The organism is Emcibacter sp. (genome assembly GCF_963675455.1).
Taxonomy (GTDB): domain Bacteria; phylum Pseudomonadota; class Alphaproteobacteria; order Sphingomonadales; family Emcibacteraceae; genus Emcibacter.
On record NZ_OY776217.1, the window covers coordinates 2,658,521 to 2,676,519 of the forward strand.

The following is a 17,999-nucleotide window of genomic DNA, read 5'->3' on the forward strand; positions in this document are numbered from 1 at the left end:
AATCTCCAGTTGATTATGGGCAGATTGTTTTCCAGGGATGCCGGCGTAATGCAATTTTTGTTCAGGTGTTTGGGGCATAAAAATTTATTGTGGATCGCAACGGGTCTGCTCTTCCTTGTTGCTTTCAGCTATTTTTCACTGAACGTCCTCTGGAACCAGAAAGAAAAAGAAGTCTCCCTTCAATTAACCAGGATCGATGGCCTGGAAAAGCAGTTCAACCGATTGAGTATGATGTTCGGTTACGGCGGTTTTATACATGATTTCAAGAATTATGTGCTTCGTGGTGATCGAAAATACCTGGATCTGGCCGAGGATGACTTTAAGGCTGTTCTCCCGCTATGGAAAGAGTTGCACGGAAGGCTGGACGGGCTTGAACAGGAAAAGAAATATATTCAGGAGATGCTGGACAACTATGGACGTTCTTTGTCGATTGCCCAGGGGACTTCTTTTATCAGTGCTGAAGATCTCGACAGAAGGGTTGCAGTAGACGACACCCCGGCTCATCAGGCAATTGTCACTTTGAATAATTATATTTTACAGATACTCGAGAAAACAATCCGCCAACGCCTTGATCTGGAAGACGTCAGGCACAGGTCAACGATACTGATTTCTTCACTTGCTGTCTCTCTGACAATTCTGATTATCATGCATTTTCTGATCAGGCGGGAAACTGCAAAAGCAAGGGAGAAAGACAAACAGGTACAACAGACTATTGAAGCCCTGGGCAGGGAAATCAACAGTCTTGAATATAACAGCCGCGTTCTGAATCTGCAGCATGAACAGGCGGAAAAACTTGGTGGCTTCGGTACCTGGCTGCTTAACCTTCAAAACAACAGATTTTACTGGTCAGACGGTATATTTGAAATTCATGGCCGTGATCCTGCCAGAGGGGTGCCGTCGGCGGAGGAATCGGCCAGGTATTATACTGAACCGGCCCGAAGAACAGCCCTGTCCCAGATGGGCGAGGCGGCCCGGACCAAGTCCGGATATTCTATTAAACATGACCTGGTACGGGATGACGGTGAAAAAAGGCGTATCGCCAGTGTTGGCCAATATATGGAATATAACGGCGTTCCATACCTGATAGGTGTTTTCAGGGATATCACAAACGAGCATCTGCTGGAAAAAACCCTGAGAGATGCCGCAAAAACCGCAAATGAAATCGCAAAATCAAGAAGTGACATCCTGGCCGTGATGAGCCACGAAATCCGGACACCAATCAACGGTGTGATGGGCGTTCTGCAGCTTCTGGAGACCATGGACCTTCCTGGGAAGGCACAGGAACTGGTCGATATGGGCATGCAGAGCAGTGAACAGCTTCTGACGGTCATCAATGACCTTCTTGAAATGTCCAGGCTTCAGTCCGGCAAGGTTCAGCTGCTGGAAGAACCTTTCAATATGGGGCATGCGGTTAAAAGCGCGGCACACCTCCATGCGGCAATAGCACACAGCAAAGGGCTGGAGCTTGAAGTTGATATTCCGGAACATTCACCGCCGATATTGGTTGGTGACGAAGTCAGAATCAAGCAGGTTGTCGGGAACCTGGTCAGTAATGCCGTGAAATTTACTCTGGAGGGCGGGGTCTATATTTCTGTGCATTTTCATGATTCAGGTCTGGAAAACACTGTTGAAACCGAGATAAGAGTCCAGGATACCGGAATAGGCATTCCGGCGGACCGGCTCGGCGACCTGTTCCAGCCGTTTGAACAAATTGAAGATGCTTATCGCCGGCAATTTGGCGGGACCGGACTTGGTTTGTCCATTTGTCAAAGTCTTGCGGATCTTATGGGCGGGTCAATCTCGGTTGACTCGGAAGAGGGAGAGGGAACGACTTTCACTTTCCGGTTTGCTCTCGAACTTGCCAGCGAGGAAATCAAGGAGTGCCGTCTGCTGCTTGATCCGGGCCATATTGCAGGCCTCAAAGCCCTGGTTGTAGAAGATGTTGAGCTCAATGTCCGGCTGATGCAAAAAGTTCTTGTTGAACGCTGGAAACTGGACGTGACATTTGCCCGCGACGGTCAGGAAGCCATCGATATCTGCATGGAGAATAATTTTGATGTCATACTCATGGACATTCAGATGCCGGTTCTGGACGGCATTGAAGCCTCACGTATCATCCGCTCCTCGATGCTGCATCACCGCAACACACCAATCATTGCGGTCACAGCCAATGCCATGAAAGATGAAGTCGCCCTTTATTATGATGCCGGCATGCAGCATTGCATCACAAAGCCGGTCGACTGGGGCGAAATGGCCTATATTCTGAAGCACCTCAAAGAATTGAGGATACAAATGTCAGATACGAATTGCCTCAAGACTCCGGTCTGGCTGACCGGCGCCATGTTGAAAGTTTTTGAGACAAAAACCGATTCCGAAGAGACTGAACGTTTCCGGATCAATTTGCGCATGAGACAGGATAAACTGCATTCCATTGTCCGGAAGCTGGATATCGAGCGGAACAAACCTTCCGTGCTTGTTTCCATCGCCCAGGACCTGCGCAATATGGATCGTCAATTTGAGTATGACCTACTGAAAAACTTTGCGGCAACACTTGAGAAAAGCATTTATGATCCAATTGCCGTGCAGCGCCTGTCGCTTGAACTGGCCTCGGTGGTGGACCAGCTCTCTTATCCGGATAAGATTTCAAAGGTTGTATCTGTCTAGCGGAAACTGCTCCATTCTTCCCGCGTGGATCCATATTCCAGTGCCGGCTGGTCATGAATAAAGAGCTCGCCGCGACGGGAAAAATCAAGTCTTTCTGCGACCCGTATCGACGCAGTATTTTCCTTCATGATCAGCGAACATAATGAGGAATAGTGGCGGTCACCAAAACCGTGATCGCGAACCCTGAGGGCGGCTTCGGTCGCATAGCCGTGTCCCCAGGATTCTTTTGTAAAACTGTAGCCGATTTCAAGTTTTGATTTTTTCCGTTCGTCTTCCGGGCCGTTATAGATACTTTCCCAGTAGAAATACTCATTTCCGTTTTTTTCATAACCATAGAAATGGCTGAAACCGCAACGACCAAGGGGATGTCTGTCGGATTTCCTTTCCACCAGATAAGGTCCGGTGCCGTCCTTCTCCTGCAGTTCCATGACCAGATCCAGATAGGCGACATTCTCTTCATGAGTTCGGGTGCGGCCAAGGGTATAGCGCATGACATCCATATCGCCATGAAGATGATCAAGGAAATCAATATCCGTACTGTAAAATGGGCGAAGAATAAGTCGATCGGTTTCGAGTATCTGCATCTCTGGTTCCCCTGCATGTCCTGTTCCTGCCGTTATACAGAACCGGCGAATGAGCGCCAAGGCAAAAGACGATCAACCATCTGATGGATGATCGTAATTTTTTCTGGCGTCCTTAGATTCTATGGTGCTTAATAAGCTGGAGGGAAATATTTGCAGACAAGGGGTAAAAAGTGGAGTCACTGCTTCAACTCGCCATCATCTGGGCGTCCGTTTTCATTGCCAATATCTTTGCGGAGAAAACCAGACTGACACCAGTCCTGTTTTTCCTGTTTATGGGGGCACTTCTGGTTAATACCGGAATTTTACCCCAGAAAACAGATGAGTTTATCCGGGTGTTTGCTGAACTCGGCATCATTGTCATCATGTTTGCCCTTGGTTTCGAAGAAAACACCAGTGACTTTCTGAAGAGCATCAAACGAAGCTGGGGAATAGCCCTGTTCGGTGCGCTTGCACCTTTTTTTACGGCTTACCTGATTGCCGGATATTTCTGGGAAAACCAGAATATCGCCATCATGTGTGGTCTGGCGATGACGGCAACCGCGGTTTCCCTGACTATGGTTTCCCTGAAAAGTGAAGGATTGCACCGTTCACAGGCGGCCAAAGGAATCATGACCTCGGCGATCCTTGATGATGTGGCGTCTCTTGTCTTTGTCGCCATTCTGGTTCCTATCGCCACCGGGGCGACTATGGTCAGCCTGCCGGGCATAGGTCTTATTGTCCTCAAGGCCCTTCTGTTTTTCATGGTCATCGCCGCCGTTGGCATGTGGATATTGCCGGAACGTCCGAACGGCATGTTATCACTCATTCCCGGCTTCGGCAGGCATGGCGTACGTCACATTCTTTCTATCGGCAAGGGGGAAAATACCACCCTGACGGTGCTTACCGTGGCGGTTCTCGCCGGGCTGCTGTCCCATCTCTTCGGGTTCCATGCCGCTGTCGGTGCCTATATGGCCGGCCTGATCCTGAAGGAGGAATATTTCCAGATTGTCGCGACTCCCAATATCAATCATTATGAGAATACCAAGAAAATTCTCGACAATGTGGCCTTTTCCTGGATCGGACCGGTATTCTTCGTCGTACTCGGCACACATATTGTACTTGAATGGGATATTCTTGTGGCCGTCATTCCCCAGACTCTGGTTCTTGCCTTTGCCCTTCTGGTGGCGCAGATTGCCTCTGCTGGTCTTGCCGCCCGCTATACAGCCGGTTTTGACTATGCCCAAAGTGTTATGGTCGGTATAGGAATGTTAGGCCGGGCGGAACTTGCCTTTGTGGTCATGGATATCGCTTATGTGCAGTTTGGCATTCTCAATGACGAGGCCTTCTATACCCTTATGGGGACGGCCCTGATCCTCAATATTGCCGTGCCGGTGGGGATCGTTCTGTGGAAACCCTATTTCTCGCGGTCGGAAGAAAAACAGGCGAGGGAGGGATAGCATGCATAAATCCGGAACGCCCATCAATTTCTGGTCAGCCGTTTTGATCGGAATCGGTTCGATGGTGGGGCCGGGATATTCGCATTAATGGGTGAGGCGGCGGTCATTGCCTCCAGTGCCACTTACATTTCTTTCTCGGTGGCTTGATTGCCTTGTTGAGCGGCTATTCCTTTGGCAAACTGGGTGCGACATTTCCTTCCGCGGGCGGTGTCGTTGAATGTCTGGGTCAAGCCTATGGCATTGGTATCTTCTCCGGCGCCATGAGTGTGATGTTGTATATCGCGGCCGTTGTTTCGATCGCTTTGGTGGCCAAGGCCTTTGGATCTTATGCCTTCAGTATGATGACCACGGGGAGTGCAATGATCTGGAAAACCGTGTTTTCCGTCGGGATTTTCCTGACTTTTGTTGCCGTTAACCTGCAAGGTCCCGCCAATATGGCAAAACTGGAGAATATTATTGTTTTGCTAAAAGTGCTTGTGCTTGCGGCTTTTGCCGTCGCCGGACTGTCCTTTATTGATCCAACCCGACTTGACACTGCTAGCTATCCACCAGCCAGCCATTTATTCTACAGTCTGGCCATAACTTTTTTTGCCTATGAGGGCTTCCGGATCATCACCAATGCGACGGAAGACATGCCGGACCCGCAAAGAACACTGCCGTGTGCAATCATGACATCAATCCTGATCGTTATGGCTCTCTATATCGCCCTGGCTCTTGTCGTGTTCGGCCAGCTCGCGCCGGAAGACGTGGTGGCCTCCAAAGATTTCGCGCTCGCCCGCGCCGCCGGAAAGGTGATGGAACTGGGCATAGAAGCGCCGGTACTGGAGTAAAGGCTGGAAGGTCGGCTGAGGCATTTCATTCATTGAGGGGAAGTACGGCACCATTTACAGTAAGTGGCGGAGAGGGTGGGATTCGAACCCACGATGGGCTTGCACCCATGCCGGTTTTCAAGACCGGTGCATTCAACCGCTCTGCCACCTCTCCGTGAAATGCGTGCCTGAATTGAATTGCAGTGGGCAAGGATTTATCCCATAGGCTCGATCAGGTCAAGACTGAAAACGTCACAATCCGGTAATGTCCTATTAATGGGTTGAAAATATACTGTAAATGGTCTTTTATGCCTTGATGTGGTCACGATTTTTACAGATGATCGGGGCGTAAACACCGGTAAAACCGAATAATTCAGCTATAGAGGTCCGTTTAGCGTGAAAAAAACAGGGATATTGCTCAGCTTCTTCCTTTCCATTCTTGTTTCTCTCTCTTCGCTGCAGGCGGAAGAAAAAATTATTCCTGACAATCCGCAACCCTTTGGGGTCTGGCTTGAAGAACTCAAGGCTGAAGCCCTTGGTAATGGGATAAGCGCGGAAACATTGCGACAGGCCCTGGCCAATATTGAACCAATACCGAGAATCATCGAGCTTGACCGCAAGCAGCCGGAATTCACCCAGACCTATGAAGAGTATATCTCTCGCCGGGTCAGTCCGACACGGATTGCCAAAGGACGTGAAAAGATCGGTGAATTTTCCAGTGTCCTCACACCGGTGTCAGACAATATGGGGGTCCAGGATCGATTCATTGCAGCCATCTGGGGCATGGAAACAAACTATGGCGGCTATACCGGCGGTTACAACGTGATTGCCGCCCTCGCCACACTGGCCTATGACATGCGGCGCCCGGATTTCTTCCGCAAGGAGCTGCTCCGGGCGTTGGAAATTCTCGACCAGGGACATATCGCCCCCGAGGATATGAAGGGAAGCTGGGCCGGGGCCATGGGGCAAGGCCAGTTCATGCCGTCCAGTTTTTTTGCCTATGCCTATGATTTTGACGGGGACGGCCGCAAGGATATCTGGATCGATGAAGCCGACGTATTTGCCTCTATCGCCAATTACCTGAAGAAGCACGGCTGGCAGGCCGACCAGACCTGGGGCAGGGAAGTCAGCCTTCCCGAAGATGTCGACGGCCTGTGGGAAAAAGTCAAACAGAAGGAAAAAATCAAAAGCTGCCGGCGGGCTCTCAAGGACCACAGCAAACAGCTCACCCTTGAGGAATGGAAAGCTCTTGGTGTGAAAACCAAATTCGGCGGTGATCTGCCTGATGTCGGGGATCGTCCTTTCAAGGCCTCTCTGGTGATGCCGGCGGGCAAGGACGGTCCGGCCTACCTGACCTATGAAAATTTCCGCTCGATCCTGAAATATAACTGTTCCAATTATTATGCTCTGGGCGTCAGCCTGTTGTCGGATGAATTGAAATGATGATGGTTCGCCATTTACTTGTTTTGTTCCTTCTGGCCGCTCTCGGGGCCTGTTCCTCGATGCCGGGTGGTGGACCGGTAAGCCAGACCAAAGGCGAGTACAAGGTTGGAAATCCATACAAAGTAGCCGGAAAGGTTTATGTTCCCGAAGAAGACCCACATTATCTAGCTGAGGGGATGGCGTCCTGGTACGGCCCCAAGTTTCATGGCCGCAGGACAGCCAACGGCGAAACCTTCAATATGAATGCCCTGACTGCGGCCCATACCACTCTGCCCATGCCCAGTTATGTGCGGGTGACCAATCTGGAGAATGGCCGGTCCCTGATCCTGAAGGTCAATGACCGGGGCCCGTTTGTCGGAGACCGGCTGATTGATGTCTCGCGCCGCTCCGCCCAGTTGCTCGGTTTTGAACAACAGGGCGTGACCCGGGTCAGGGTCGAGGCCGTCTCGGGGCCGGATGCCCGGCCGACGACAGCCTTCGCACGAAACAATGTTGCGCCCAAACCTGCTGTTGCCCAGAAAGCACCTGTGGTGCTGGCCCGGAATAGTCCGGCTCAGACCCCGACACTGCCGACAGTTGCAAAAGACGAAGTCATCGTGCAGTCACTGGAAGACGAAGAACAGACTTCCGATGCCGGCAGTATTTACGTGCAGATCGGGGCTTTTGCCGACAAGCTTCGAGCCCAGATGGTGGCGGATGATATCCGGCATGTGGGCAGGACACTTCTGGAGCTGGTCGACATTAATGGCCAGAGACTGTACCGTGTCAGGATCGGCCCCCTTCAGTCACAGAAAAGAGCCGATGAGACCCTTGGCCGGGCACTGGCCTGGGGGCATAATACCGCAAGAATAGTTTTGGATTGAATGATAACCGGTAACGGAAAGAAATAATGTTGAGGAATTTTGGAAGACAATTGGCGTCCTTTGGTTTTGTTCTGGCTCTGGCGGGAATAGTTGCCGCTTCTGCGACAGCAGGAGCCTCCGCCCAGGCCATTAAAACAGTAGCCGAAGAGGCTATTCTTATCGAAGGGTCCACCGGCGCCGTGCTGTTTGAGAAAGAAGCCGACACGCAGATGCCGCCCTCTTCCATGAGCAAGCTGATGACTGTGTACCTGGCCTTCGAGAAACTCAAGGACGGTGTAATTACCCCGCAGGATGAGTTCGAGGTCAGTGAGCCGACCTACCGTAAATGGCGCCTCCAGGGGTCAACCATGTTCCTGAATGCGGGTGACCGGGTCACTGTCCATGACCTGCTTTTGGGAATTATCGTTCAGAGCGGCAATGATGCCTGCGTCGTATTGGCGGAGAGCCTGGCCGGATCGGAAGAGATATTCGTGGAATGGATGAATGCCAAGGCGAAAGAACTTGGCATGAACAACAGCCATTTTACCAACGTGAACGGCTGGCCGGACGAGGACCATTATATGACGGCCCGGGATCTGGCGACACTGACCCAGGCTATGATCGCCAATTTCCCCGAATATTACCCGATGTTTGCGGAAAGGAACTTCACCTATGCAGGTATCCCCCAGTCAAACCGCAATCCCATACTGTACAGCATGGAAGAAGCAGACGGCCTCAAGACTGGACACACTGAGGCCGGCGGCTATGGCCTGACAGCCTCTGCCGTCAAGGGTGGTCGCCGTCTGATCCTGGTACTGAATGGCATGTCCAGTGAAAAGGTGCGGGCCCGGGAATCAGAAAGACTATTGACCTTTGGATTCCGGAATTTTGACATTTACCCGCTTCTCAAAGCGGGGCAGGTGCTGGACAAAGCGAATGTCTGGCTTGGGGAAACCGACCAGGTTTCCCTGGTCATCGAAAATGATGTTACCCTGTCCCTGAGCAAACAGGCCCGGCGAAAAATGAAAGCCAAGGTTGTTTATGACGGTCCGATTCAGGCCCCCATCGTCAAGGGGCAACCGATAGCGACCCTGGAAATTACATCAAGTGACATGAAAACAATAACTCTGCCGCTTGTGGCCGGGGAAAATATCTCCGAGCTTGGCGGGTTTAGCCGGCTCAAGGCCGCGTTCAACTATATGCTGATTGGATCTTCCGGACAGGGCGATGACTGACAGCTATCGCGGAAAATTTATTACCTTTGAAGGCGGCGAGGGAGTCGGCAAATCGACACAGGCCATAAAACTTCGCGAATATCTCGAGGGGAATGGCCTGGATGTTGTGCTGACCCGGGAACCCGGCGGCTCCCCTGGAGCCGAGGAAATCAGGCAGTTGCTTGTCACCGGCGGTACCGACAAATGGCATGGCATGACGGAAACGCTGCTGCATTATGCGGCCCGGGCAGAACATCTCGAGACAACTATCCTACCAGCCCTTCGTCGCGGTGCCTGGGTTATTTGCGACCGTTATGCCGATAGTACCCTGGCCTATCAGGGATACGGGCAGGGGCAGGATGTAGACAAAATCATCCAGTTGCATAAACTTGTCACCGATGACTTCTGGCCTGATCTGACCCTTCTTCTGGACGGCGGTGTCAAGCTTGGCCTGAACCGTGCGCGCAAGCGGGATGACATGGTGGAGCAGAAAATCCGGGAAGACAGGTATGAACGGATGGGGGAAGATTTTCATCAGACCCTTAGAAACTCCTTTCTTGATATTGCCAGGAAAAATCCCGACAGAATTAAAGTAATCGACGCCGAGGGAGGTGTCGATGTGATTGCCGGTCGCGTTACAGAAGTGATCAGCGAACAGTTTTCGATGGAGTAAGACAAGGCGTGGACATTGAAGATGTACCCCCATCCCGGCAATGCAAGAAGGTTATCGGTCACCGGCAGGCCCAGGACCTGTTCCTGGAAGCCTTTACAGCCGAAAAACTGCATCATGCCTGGCTGATTACCGGCCCGCGGGGCGTGGGCAAGGCGTCTCTTGCCTTTTCCATGGCGAGATTTCTTCTTCATAACCCACCCGTTTCCGATGACGGGCCGGGGCTATTTGGTGACGTTCTCGATCCTGTTTGTCCTGAAAGCCTGACCACCGACCCGGAAAGCCCGGTAAATCACCGCATTACTGCCGGCAGTCATCCGGACCTGATCTGTATTGAGCGTTCCGTTGACGAGAAAACCGGCAAGAAACGGAACGAAATTCTGGTCAATGATGTGCGCCGCCTGCAGGGGTTTTACAATACCACATCGGGCGAGGGCGGATGGCGCGTCGCCATCATCGACAGTGCTGACGAGCTTAACCGCAATGCGGCGAACGCTCTGCTGAAGATACTTGAGGAACCACCGTCAAACTCCATCCTTTTTGTGCTGGCCCATGCGCCAGGCCGGCTTCTGCCGACCATCAAATCCCGCTGCCGCCAGCTCAGGCTGAAGCCGCTGGACTATCCCGAAGTCCTGCAGGTCGTCTCAAGACAGTTTCCCTCCCTGCCGGCGGAGGAACAGCAGGGCTGCGCTCTTCTTGGCGACGGCAGTCCAGGTTACGCCATAACCCTGGCAGAACAAAAGGGACTGGAACTTTACGGTCAGATACTGACTCTTATGTCCCTTCTGCCCGCGATGAACGTGCCGGCTCTGCATGCCCTGGCGGATGACCTGGCCGGGGCAAAAAACAAGGACCGCTTTGGCCTGTTCACAGACCTTTTGACGCGATTTTTCAACAGGCTTGTCAGGGTCAATGCCAGTCCGGATGCGGGAGTAACTGAAATCCTGACCGGTGAACTTGAGCTCATGCGGTCTCTGGGACAGCGATTACCGCTTGATCAATGGGTCGAGCTATGGGAAAAGGGTGCCCGGATACTGGCCCGGACCGATGCGGTAAATCTTGATCGCAAACAGGTCGTTCTGAACATATTTTCGATGATCAGTCAGTCGCTTCGGGCCTGAAACAATAAGAGACATACCGGAGACACGAGGATATGGCGCCCGCCTTTTACATCACGACACCAATCTATTATGTGAATGACAAGCCGCATATCGGTCATGCCTATACCACGCTGGCCTGTGATTTCCTTGCCCGGTTCAAGCGTCTTGACGGTTATGATGTTATGTTCCTGACTGGAACGGACGAACATGGCCAGAAGGTTGAAAAATCGGCGCAGGCGGCCGGTAAATCCCCGCTGGAATTCTGCGACGAAGTATCACAGCGCTTTCGCATCCTTGCCGAATTCATGAATTATTCCAATGATGATTTTATCCGCACCACCGAAGAGCGGCACAAAAAGGCCTGCCAGCATCTGTGGAAGGTTCTTGAAGACAGCGGCAATATCTATCTTGATAAATATGCCGGTTGGTACAGTGTGCGGGACGAGGCCTATTTCGGGGAAGGGGAACTGATTGAGGGCGAGGATGGCGAAAAGCTGGCTCCGACAGGCGCCCCGGTGGAATGGGTGGAAGAAGAAAGCTATTTCTTCAGACTCAGCGCCTGGGGTGACAGGCTCCTCAACTGGTATAACCAGATCCCGGAAACCGTGCTGCCGAAAAGTCGCAAAAATGAGGTCAAAAGTTTTGTCGAAGGCGGTCTCAGGGATCTGTCCATATCCCGAACCAGCTTTTCCTGGGGCATCCCGGTGCCGGGCAATGACAAGCATATAATGTATGTCTGGATCGACGCCCTGACCAATTATCTGACCGCTGTCGGCTATCCGGATATGGACAATGAAGGGTTCACAAAATTCTGGCCCGCGGACATTCATATGGTTGGCAAGGATATTCTGCGCTTTCATGCGGTATACTGGCCCGCTTTCCTGATGGCGGCCGGAATAGAGCCGCCGAAGCGGGTTTTCGCCCACGGCTGGTGGACCAATGAAGGTCAGAAGATTTCCAAATCCGTCGGCAATGTCATCGATCCCTTCGATATTGTTGAGGAGTTCGGCCTTGACCAGGTGCGCTATTTCCTGATGCGGGAAGTGCCATTCGGCAATGACGGCGATTTTTCCCGCCAGGCAATGATCAACCGGATCAACAGTGATCTGGCCAATGATCTCGGCAATCTGGCGCAACGTTCACTGAGCATGATCTTCAAGAACTGCGAAGCCAAAATGCCTGTACCGGGAGAGCTTGCAGATGCAGACCGGGAGATCCTTTCCGCTGTCGACGGCCTTCTGAACCAGGTGAGGGAAAAAATGGATCAGCAGTCCTTCAATCATGCCCTGGAAGTGATCTGGAAAGTTGTCGGGGACGCCAACAGCTATTTCACCGCGCAGGAACCTTGGGCGTTGAAGAAGACCGATCCGGAACGCATGGGAACTGTTCTCTATGTGACTGCCGAAATCATCCGGCAGGTTGCCATTCTGGCCCAGCCGATCATGCCGGTGTCGGCTGCAAAACTTCTGGACCAGCTTATGGTGCCTTCAGATAAACGCGGCTTCAGCGACCTTGGCGAAAAGGGCCGTCTTGCCAGCGGGATGATCATGGATAAACCCGAAGGGGTCTTTCCGCGCTATGTGGAGGCTGACGCGGGATGATCGTCGATAGCCATTGCCACCTTAATTACGGCAGCATGACCGAGGATATGGATGGTGTCATGCAGCGGGCATCGGAAGCCGGTGTCGGCACCATGCTGGCCATCAATGCCCGTCTCAGCGAGTATGAGGAGGTTCTGGCGATCGCCGAAAGCTTTGACAATGTCTGGTGCACCGTTGGCAGTCATCCGCATGAGGCCGAAAAAGAGCCCGGAATCACTGCCGATCAGCTCATTGAAAAGACCCGCCCTGCCAAGGTGGTAGGTATCGGGGAAACCGGTCTTGACTATTTTTATGAGCATGCGCCGCGCGAACTTCAGAAAGCCAATTTTCGTGCTCACATTGCGGCCAGTCGTGAGACCGGCCTGCCGCTGATTGTCCATGCCAGGGATGCAGACGAAGATACCGCCAGCCTGATGAAAGAGGAAATGGACAAGGGTGCCTACCCGGCGGTTATCCATTGTTTCACGGCCAGCCGGGCGCTTGCCGAGGCCTGCCTTGAAATGGGTTGTTATATTTCCATTTCCGGCATTGTCACTTTCAACAGCGCCAAAGACCTGCAGGAAACCGTCAAAATCATTCCCCTCAACCGGTTATTGATTGAAACGGATGCCCCTTATCTGGCGCCGGTCCCCAAAAGGGGAAAACCAAACGAGCCATCCTATGTAAAATATACGGCGGAGTTCCTGGCCAGTCATCTGGATCTTGATTATGAGGAACTTGCCAGGGCGACCACCGATAATTTTTTCACCCTGTTCTCCAAAGCCCAGCGGCCCTGAGGAAAACCCGTCATGAAAGTCACCATACTCGGATGCGGAACTTCAGGCGGTGTGCCCCGGATCGGAGAAATCTGGGGTGTCTGCGACCGGAATAATCCAAAGAACAGGCGTCGTCGCTCCTCGATCCTTGTTGAGGAGGGGGAGACGATGATTATGGTCGACACTACCCCGGATCTCAGGGAACAATGTCTGGACAACTGCATCACCCGGCTGGACGGTGTGCTTTACACCCATGATCATGCGGATCACACCCACGGCATTGATGATCTTCGGGGCATCAAACAGTGCATGAAAAAGAAGGTTGAGGTCTATGCCAATCGGGAAACCCGCGATGTGTTGCTCCAGAGGTTTGAGTATATTTTCAAACAACAGGGCAGCTATCCAACCGTCGCCAACATGAATGAAATTGACCTCGCCCCGTTCCGTATAGATGCCATAGACATCCAGCCCTTCCGGCAAATCCACGGAGATTCAGAATCATATGGTTTTCGTTTAAATAAAATAGCTTATAGTACAGACTTTAATGTAATACCTGAAGAAAGTTTTGCCCAGCTTCAGGACCTGGACCTGTGGGTGGTCGATGCGTTGAGACCTGAACCGCACCCAACTCACAGCCATTTGCAGCAGACTCTTGATTATATTGAAAGGGTCAAACCCAAAAGGGCAATCCTCACGCATATGACCTGGGATATGGATTATGAGACTCTGAAACGGGAATTGCCGCCACATGTCGAGCCGGCTTATGATGGAATGGTGATCGAGTTATGACAGAAGGTCTTGCCAGAGATTACAAGAAGAACGTAACCCTGCTGTGTATATGCCAGGCTTTTATTCTGTCCTCAAGTATGACGCTAATCACTTACGCAGTCCTCGTCGGCCAGATGCTGGCGCCCGATCCCAAGTGGGCGACGGTACCGATGGCTACCAGTGTTCTCGGCGCGGCTCTGATGGCTCTCCCTGCCTCCTATTTTATGAAATATTTTGGCCGCCAGCGGGGTTTTCAGTTCGGTGCCCTGTGTGCCACCGTCGCCGGCGTCATTGCCATATATGCCCTTTATATCCAGAGTTTTGGCCTTTTTTGCCTCGCCACCCTGCTGCACGGAATCTATCAGGCCTTTGCCGCCTATTACCGTTTTGCCGCTATGGAGGTAAGTCCGCCGGATTTCCAGAAACAGGGCATTTCCCTTGTACTTGCGGGCGGTATCATAGCTGCGCTTGTAACTCCCACCATTACCGGATTTTACAATGATGCTTTCGGGCCCTTTACCTTTGCCGGTCCTTATGCCCTTGTGGTCACCCTGAGCATTCTGGCTCATCTGCCCATGGGGTTGCTGAAAATTCCACACAGCAAGCCTGTAATGGAACAGGCCGAAAAAGGGGCCGGGCAAAAGGCCGGAGGCAAAGTGAATATCATGGATATCATCCGCCGTCCGGCCTTTATCTGCGCCATGCTCAATGCCAGCGGGTCATACTTTCTGATGTCCTTCATCATGGCTGCAAGTCCCATTGCGGTGGTGTTCTGCGGCTTTGAAAATGCCGACGCTGCCACAGTCATCCAGGTGCATGTTCTTTTCATGTTCATTCCGGCTTTCTTTACCGGAACCCTGATTGCCCGTTTCGGCAATATTCCCATTATCCTGATCGGTATGCTGCTCTATGCCATAGCGGCCGCTATCGCCATCTATGATGTTGAACTGACCAACTTCTATTTGTCGCTCGGACTTCTCGGTATTGCCTGGAATTTCATGTTTACCTCGTCCACCAGTCTGTTGGCAGAGGCCTATTCGGAAAAGGAAAAGGCCTTTACCCAGGGGATCAACGATTTTCTTGTCTACAGCATGACGGCGACCGCCTCTCTCACCTCAGGGTATGTCTTCGCCACCCTGGGCTGGTCAAAAATGAACATGATGAGCTATTCGATACTTGCCGTTCTGTTTGTGGTTACCCTGTGGTATGTTAGACAGACAAGACAACCGTCCGCCGGGGAGGAGACCATCCCGGCGGCAATAACAGAAGGGGAGTAATATTGTGAACAGACGCGGGGTCTTATCTCTTGGAAAATCATTTCTCTCCTGTATGGCCCTGGTGCTTGCGTTGTCATTGCCGGCCTTGGCTGAAGAAAAAACCACTGATGTGGTGATCTCCACCGATCTTGGCGATATCAATCTCAGGCTTTATCCGGAGCGGGCGCCGCTGACGGTGGCGAATTTCCTGAACAACATTGATGCCGGACTTTACAATGGCGGGCAGTTCTACCGGGCGGTACGCATGGACAACCAGAGACCTGCGAAGACCACCATCACCCTCATTCAGGGAGGACGAAACCAGGCAATGACACCATTACCGCCGATCGCCCATGAAACCACAGAAATGACCGGTATTTCCCACCAGAATGGTGTGATCTCCATGGCCAGGCTGGAGCCAGGTACAGCAAATACCGAGTTTTTCATCTGTATCGGTGACAACAGCGCCCTTGATTACGGTAGCGACCGAAATCCGGACCGGCAGGGATATGCCACCTTCGGTGTTGTAACCCAGGGGATGGAAGTGGTCATGAATATCCAGAACCAGCCGACCAACTTTCCGATGGAGGATCCGGATTCTCCGGTTCACGGCCAGATTATGGAACAACCCGTAAAAATTCTTTCTGTCAGAAGAAAATAACCGCCTGGAAGCACGACAAGATGTTCACTAAAAGATTAGGCTGGTACAGGGACATTCGACGTCTGTTTAAGGTATCTGCGGAAATGTTGCGCGGATTTAACCTGATGCGGAAAATCGGTCCCTGCGTCACTATCTTCGGCTCGGCCCGCTTCGGCGAAGATCACCTCTATTATCAACAGACACGGGAAATTGCCTCCAAGCTTGCCAAATCCGGTTTTGCAATCATGACCGGAGGCGGACCGGGAATTATGGAAGCGGCCAATCGCGGGGCCTATGAAAATGGCGCCATATCCGCAGGCTGCAATATCCTGCTGCCCACGGAGCAAGTACCCAATCCCTATCTGACCATCAGTACGACCTTTAAACATTTCTATGTGCGCAAGCTGATGCTTGTCCGTTACTCACAGGGCTTTGTGCTGATGCCCGGAGGATTTGGAACGCTGGATGAAATGTTTGAAACGCTCACCCTGATGCAGACCGATAAAATTACTGATTTTCCTGTTGTTGCTTTCGGCAGCGACTACTGGGGAGAACTTATCCCCTTTCTTGAAAAGACCATGATCCGTTTCGGTACTATTGACACCAAGGATCTGGACCTGATCCGGGTCACCGACGATGTGGATGAAGTCGTGGCGATTATGACCGGCGAAGCCTGCGAAGAGCATTTTGAAGGCTGATCAAAACAAAAATTGCCCGGTCACGCCCGCCAGTATAATCAGCGCCCACGGTGGAAGCTTCCAGTGACGCAGCAACAGGTAACTCACGACGGCGGCCAGAAGGGGCTGGTAACCTGTAATTGTCGCCGTAATAACGGGATCATAAAAAACCGCCGCCAATAAACCGACAACAGCAGCATTGATTCCTTTCATGGCATTCCTGGCCCGGGTGATTTTCCGAAACCTTTCCCACAGGGGGAGCCCGCCGAGCACCAGAAAAAACGATGGCAGGAATATCCCGGCTGTTGCAACTAGCGCGCCAAGAGCGGCTGTGCTGGAGGGAGCCGCCATCGCACCAAGATAGCTTGCAAAAGTAAAAAGCGGACCTGGCACCGCCTGGGCAAGACCGTACCCGGCGAGAAACTCATCGGTGCCGACAAGACCGCTTTCAACCATTTCTGCCTGCAACAGGGGCAGAACAACATGCCCGCCGCCGAAGACAAGTGAACCCGATCGATAGAAGCTGTCCAGCAGACGCCATTCCAGTATTCCTGAATGGAAAGCGATCAAGGGCAGCGCGACAAGAAGTCCAGCGAAAACAGACAGGAAGATAAGGGATGTCCCAATAGCGTGAGTGTTGCCCAGCTTTTCAGCTTCACCTTCCGACTGGTCTTTTTTCAGCCAGAACAAGCCGATAAATCCGCCTGCAGCAATTGCCATCACCTGGCCGGCTGCTCCGGCCATCAGAAAGACGATACACATGGCTAAAACTGCTATCGAAGCTGTTTTTCTGTCACTGGCAAGAGACGAGGCCATGCCGGCAAGGGCATGCGCGACGATTGCGACTGTTGTTGTCTTGAGGCCCAAAATCCAGCCGTTGTCGCCCCCATACGCAAGATTCAACATGCCGAAAGCGAAAAGAAACATAAGGATTGCAGATGGCAGTGTGAAACCGAGCCATGCTGCAAACAAACCGGCATAACCGCCCTTTGTCAAACCGATCGCCATACCCACCTGGCTCGAGGCGGGTCCCGGCAGGAATTGACAGAATGCGATCAGGTCCGCATAGGTGTCGTCGTTGAACCACTGGCGCCTTGTGACAAATTCTTCACGAAAATACCCCAGATGGGCGACCGGCCCGCCAAAAGAAGTGCACCCCAGCACAAGAAAGCGTCGGAAAATTTCCCAGCAGGAAATGCCTGTGTTTTTATCTGTCATCTTCTGCCTTTCTTTTGGTTGTCTTTTTAGCTGTAAATTCCTGACGAGGCCATTGCAATGATCTTTTCCACTGATAATTCGGAATAAATTATGGTTAAAAGAAAATAAACAAAATAATATTCTTAAATATAAAAGCCAGGAAATAAAATATTTGTATAAAATATGCAAAATTCAAATATACCAATTAACACAAACTGTTAAGTATTCTTTACAGTTTTGTATCGAGCCTATTTTTGCCCTGATTAGCAACCCCTTATTTTGCGCCAATTATTAAACATTGGCGCGTTTTTTGCATTAACCATGAATACTGCTCTGTTTTACC

At 51.8% G+C, this 17,999-nt stretch carries 15 protein-coding genes, 1 tRNA gene and 1 pseudogene; 14 read left to right on the forward strand and 3 right to left on the reverse strand.

Features of this window, described 5'->3' with window-relative positions; all coding sequences use genetic code 11:
• Positions 1-87: 87 nt before the first annotated feature.
• Positions 88-2,664, forward strand: coding sequence for an ATP-binding protein (locus ACORNT_RS12310; RefSeq protein WP_321391179.1), 2,577 nt, complete (start codon positions 88-90; stop codon positions 2,662-2,664).
• On the opposite strand, the gene ACORNT_RS12315 is transcribed toward ACORNT_RS12310, so the two are convergent.
• Positions 2,661-3,248, reverse strand: a complete 588-nt coding sequence (locus ACORNT_RS12315; protein WP_321391182.1) for a GNAT family N-acetyltransferase — start codon at positions 3,246-3,248, stop codon at positions 2,661-2,663. The two genes, ACORNT_RS12310 and ACORNT_RS12315, sit on opposite strands and share 4 nt — an antisense overlap.
• Before the next feature lie 170 nt (positions 3,249-3,418).
• Here ACORNT_RS12315 and ACORNT_RS12320 point away from each other — a divergent pair, with 170 nt between their 5' ends.
• Together ACORNT_RS12320 and ACORNT_RS12325 are read left to right on the forward strand one after the other, a co-directional pair.
• Positions 3,419-4,684, forward strand: coding sequence for a cation:proton antiporter (locus tag ACORNT_RS12320; protein ID WP_321391184.1), 1,266 nt, complete (start codon positions 3,419-3,421; stop codon positions 4,682-4,684).
• Positions 4,685-4,812: 128 nt separating this feature from the next.
• Positions 4,813-5,514: pseudogene (locus ACORNT_RS12325) on the forward strand (APC family permease); the annotation flags it as partial.
• A gap of 64 nt (positions 5,515-5,578) precedes the next feature.
• Here ACORNT_RS12325 and ACORNT_RS12330 read toward each other — a convergent pair.
• Positions 5,579-5,668 (reverse strand) — tRNA-Ser (locus ACORNT_RS12330).
• Between the two features lie 221 nt (positions 5,669-5,889).
• Here ACORNT_RS12330 and ACORNT_RS12335 point away from each other — a divergent pair.
• The 11 genes from ACORNT_RS12335 to ACORNT_RS12385 are packed head-to-tail and all read left to right on the forward strand — an operon-like array spanning position 5,890 to position 16,480.
• Positions 5,890-6,936, forward strand: a complete 1,047-nt coding sequence (locus ACORNT_RS12335; RefSeq protein ID WP_321391191.1) for a lytic murein transglycosylase — start codon at positions 5,890-5,892, stop codon at positions 6,934-6,936.
• Positions 6,933-7,799, forward strand: coding sequence for a septal ring lytic transglycosylase RlpA family protein (locus ACORNT_RS12340; RefSeq protein WP_321391195.1), 867 nt, complete (start codon positions 6,933-6,935; stop codon positions 7,797-7,799). Before ACORNT_RS12335 ends, ACORNT_RS12340 begins: the two co-directional genes overlap by 4 nt.
• A 26-nt stretch (positions 7,800-7,825) precedes the next feature.
• Entirely contained in the window at positions 7,826-9,013 is a 1,188-nt protein-coding gene (locus tag ACORNT_RS12345) for a D-alanyl-D-alanine carboxypeptidase family protein (RefSeq protein ID WP_321391198.1), read from the forward strand.
• Entirely contained in the window at positions 9,006-9,665 is a 660-nt protein-coding gene (tmk, locus tag ACORNT_RS12350) for a dTMP kinase (RefSeq protein WP_321391201.1), read from the forward strand. Before ACORNT_RS12345 ends, tmk begins: the two co-directional genes overlap by 8 nt.
• Positions 9,666-9,673: 8 nt before the next feature.
• On the forward strand, positions 9,674-10,783 hold the full coding sequence (locus ACORNT_RS12355) for a DNA polymerase III subunit delta' (RefSeq protein WP_321391204.1): 1,110 nt from the start codon (positions 9,674-9,676) through the stop codon (positions 10,781-10,783).
• A 32-nt stretch (positions 10,784-10,815) separates the two neighbouring features.
• Complete coding sequence (gene metG / locus ACORNT_RS12360) at positions 10,816-12,363, forward strand: methionine--tRNA ligase (RefSeq protein ID WP_321391207.1); 1,548 nt, start codon at positions 10,816-10,818, stop codon at positions 12,361-12,363.
• Positions 12,360-13,139, forward strand: a complete 780-nt coding sequence (locus ACORNT_RS12365; protein WP_321391210.1) for a TatD family hydrolase — start codon at positions 12,360-12,362, stop codon at positions 13,137-13,139. The genes metG and ACORNT_RS12365 overlap by 4 nt, the downstream gene beginning before the upstream one ends.
• 12 nt (positions 13,140-13,151) lie before the next feature.
• The gene (locus tag ACORNT_RS12370) at positions 13,152-13,907 is read left to right on the forward strand and encodes an MBL fold metallo-hydrolase (protein ID WP_321391213.1); all 756 of its coding nucleotides are present in this window, start codon (positions 13,152-13,154) and stop codon (positions 13,905-13,907) included.
• Positions 13,904-15,163 (forward strand): MFS transporter, encoded by a 1,260-nt coding sequence (locus tag ACORNT_RS12375; RefSeq protein WP_321391216.1) that lies wholly within the window; start codon positions 13,904-13,906, stop codon positions 15,161-15,163. Before ACORNT_RS12370 ends, ACORNT_RS12375 begins: the two co-directional genes overlap by 4 nt.
• A gap of 4 nt (positions 15,164-15,167) precedes the next feature.
• Positions 15,168-15,803, forward strand: coding sequence for a peptidylprolyl isomerase (locus ACORNT_RS12380; RefSeq protein ID WP_321391219.1), 636 nt, complete (start codon positions 15,168-15,170; stop codon positions 15,801-15,803).
• Between the two features lie 20 nt (positions 15,804-15,823).
• Positions 15,824-16,480, forward strand: coding sequence for a TIGR00730 family Rossman fold protein (locus tag ACORNT_RS12385; RefSeq protein ID WP_321391222.1), 657 nt, complete (start codon positions 15,824-15,826; stop codon positions 16,478-16,480).
• On the opposite strand, the gene chrA is transcribed toward ACORNT_RS12385, so the two are convergent.
• Positions 16,481-17,845, reverse strand: coding sequence for a chromate efflux transporter (gene chrA / locus ACORNT_RS12390; protein WP_321391225.1), 1,365 nt, complete (start codon positions 17,843-17,845; stop codon positions 16,481-16,483).
• Positions 17,846-17,999 lie beyond the last annotated feature (154 nt).